Raw genomic sequence first — 2,559 nt, forward strand, 5'->3', positions numbered from 1 at the left:
GCAGCAGGCTGATTTTGATGCCGCGACCGCAAGTGTCGCTGCGGCGGAGGCCCAGCTGCGCGTGGCGCAGGCGACGTTCGATCGGCAGAACCAACTTCTCTCGAGCGGATTCACCACCCGCGTCGCCTACGACCAGGCGCAGGAGCAATTGCGAACGACCCAAAGCACGCTTGAATCGGCGAAAGCGGAGCTGGGGAGGACTACCGAGGCGCTTGGAGATACCGAACTGCACGCCCGCGCCGCCGGTGTGATTACCGCCCGAAACCTCGAGGTCGGACAAGTCGTGCAGGCCGCCCAATCGGTCTTCACGCTGGCGCAGGATGGCGAACGCGACGCCGTCTTCGATGTCCCTGAATCGATGTTCCTGGGCGATGTAGAGAGCGGCAGCGTCTCGCTCGCGCTGGTCTCGGGTTCTGACGTGACTGCTATAGGCTACGTCAGGGAGATATCGCCTGCCGTCGATCCCAAGAGCTCCACTGTTCGCGTGAAAGTCGCGATCCAAAATCCACCCGCTGCGATGGCGCTTGGAAGCGCCGTCGCGGGCACCGCCGGGACGAAACCCGCAACCGAGATCACCGTGCCATGGACCGCCCTGATGGCAGTGGGGTCAAAGCCCGCGGTCTGGATCGTCGATCCCAAGACCAGGACAGCGTCACTGAAGCCGGTGACTGTCGGCGCTTACGAGGCAGGAGCGGTGCAGATCAGGGAAGGCCTCGAGGCCGGAGACCGCGTCGTCACCGACGGAGGCAAGCTGCTGAGCTCTGGCCAACCCGTGACATTTGGCGAGGATCGATCATGAGAACACGGTATTTTGTCATCGCAAGCACCATCGCTTCGGCCTTGGCGGTGGCCGGCTGCAAACAGGAGGAGAAGACGCCAGAGCCTGTCAGGCCGGTTCTGTCCACCGTGATTGAACCGGCCGCATCTGACAGCACTGTGGCCGTCGGAACGGTCCAGCCGCGCTATGAGACCAACCTCGGCTTCCGTGTGCTTGGACGCCTCATCGCGCGCCCGGTCAATGTCGGAGATCTGGTGACCGAAGGGCAGACGATCGCCGCAATCGACCCGACTGCCCTCGAGCTCGCCGTGCAGTCAGCGAAAGCGGAGCTTTCGAAAGCCGAGGCGCTCCTTGAAAACGCAATCGGGACCGAGGAGCGGAAGCGGATCCTGATCAAGACCGACGCCACGACAAAGCAGATGGTTGACGACGCAGAGCAGGTGCGCGCGGGTGCGCAGGCATCAACCGCTCGTGCCCGAGCGAACCTGACCAAGGCTGTCGAACAGCAGGGTTATGCTCAAGTGAAGGCCGATTTCGCCGGTGTGGTCACGGCCGTGAGCGCCGAGGTGGGACAAGTCGTTTCGCCGGGTCAGAGTGTCGTGACCGTTGCGCGGCCCGATGTCCGAGAGGCCGTAGTCGATATCGGCGCGGACTTCCCGGTGCCCTTGACAGTCGGTTTGCCATTCACCGTCGGCCTGCAGCTGCTTCCTGACGTTCAGATCCAGGGCCGAATTCGCGAAATTGCGCCGCAAGCCGATCAAGTGACCCGCATGCGCCGCGTTCGCATCGCCTTGAATGATCCGCCCGAAAGCTTCCGGCTCGGGAGCACCATCACAGCAAGACTCAGCGAGACTTACAGCCGGATTCTCCGGGTGCCCACATCCGCGGTGCTCAAGGTAGGCGCTGAGAATTTTGTCTGGGTCGTCGACGACCCAACGAGCACGGTCTCGTTGCACAAAGTCGAGCTCTCCGAAGACGACGGAGGCATCCGTGTCACCAGCGGTCTGACTGCAGGGGCGCGCATCGTGACTGCCGGAATCCACAGCCTCAAACAAGGACAGCAAGTCCGCATCGAACAGGACACCACGCCATGAAAAGCTTCAACCTTTCCGACTGGGCACTCGGACATCGCTCGCTCGTCTGGTATTTCATGATCGCCTTTATGGCGGCGGGCATGTTCGCCTATCTGCAGCTCGGGCGGCAGGAAGATCCTGATTTTACCATCAAGACCATGGTGATCGGGGCGCAATGGCCCGGCGCGTCGCCGGAGGAAATGACGCGCCAGGTCACCGACAGGATCGAGAAGAAGCTCGAAGAGCTGGAACAGCTCGACTACACCAAGAGCGTCACCGTTGCGGGCCAGACCACGGTATTCGTCTATCTGCGCGACACCACCAAGGCGGCCGACGTCGCGCCGACCTGGGCGCGCGTCCGCAACATGATTGCGGACATCAAGGCCGAGCTCCCGCAAGGCGTGGTCGGCCCCGGCTTCAACGACCGTTTCGGCGACGTGTTCGGCAACATCTATGCGTTCACCGGCGACGGCCTGAGCCAGCGCCAGTTGCGCGACCGCGTCGAGGACATTCGCGCAAAAGTCCTGACCGTCCCGGATGTCGGCAAGGTCGACATTCTCGGCGCGCAGGATGAAAGGATTTTCCTGGAATTTTCGACCCGGAAAATTGCAGCGCTCGGGCTCGACACCCGATCCATCGTTTCCTCGCTGCAGGCGCAAAATGCCGTCGCGCCCTCCGGCGTGTTCCAGGAGGGACCAGAGCGCATCA

Annotated in this window: 3 protein-coding genes; all 3 read left to right on the plus strand. The window is 62.6% G+C overall.

Annotated features, from left to right (window positions below; genetic code table 11):
* A partial coding sequence (locus JOY90_RS16500; RefSeq protein WP_291692184.1) for an efflux RND transporter periplasmic adaptor subunit occupies positions 1 to 799 on the plus strand: 799 nt, incomplete at its 5' end.
* A complete protein-coding gene (locus JOY90_RS16505) occupies positions 796 to 1,872 on the plus strand; it encodes an efflux RND transporter periplasmic adaptor subunit (protein WP_291692185.1) in 1,077 nt (358 codons plus the stop codon). The genes JOY90_RS16500 and JOY90_RS16505, both read left to right, overlap by 4 nt.
* Positions 1,869 to 2,559: efflux RND transporter permease subunit (locus JOY90_RS16510; RefSeq protein WP_291692186.1), on the plus strand; the 691-nt coding region annotated here is incomplete at its 3' end. The genes JOY90_RS16505 and JOY90_RS16510, both read left to right, overlap by 4 nt.

The sequence above is a fragment of the Bradyrhizobium sp. genome (assembly GCF_019242285.1).
Taxonomy (GTDB): Bacteria; Pseudomonadota; Alphaproteobacteria; order Rhizobiales; family Xanthobacteraceae; genus Bradyrhizobium.

Excerpts from the sequence above, each read along its gene's own strand:
- JOY90_RS16505 (WP_291692185.1), top strand. The coding sequence starts at position 796 with ATGAGAACACGGTATTTTGTCATCGCAAGCACCATCGCTTCGGCCTTG.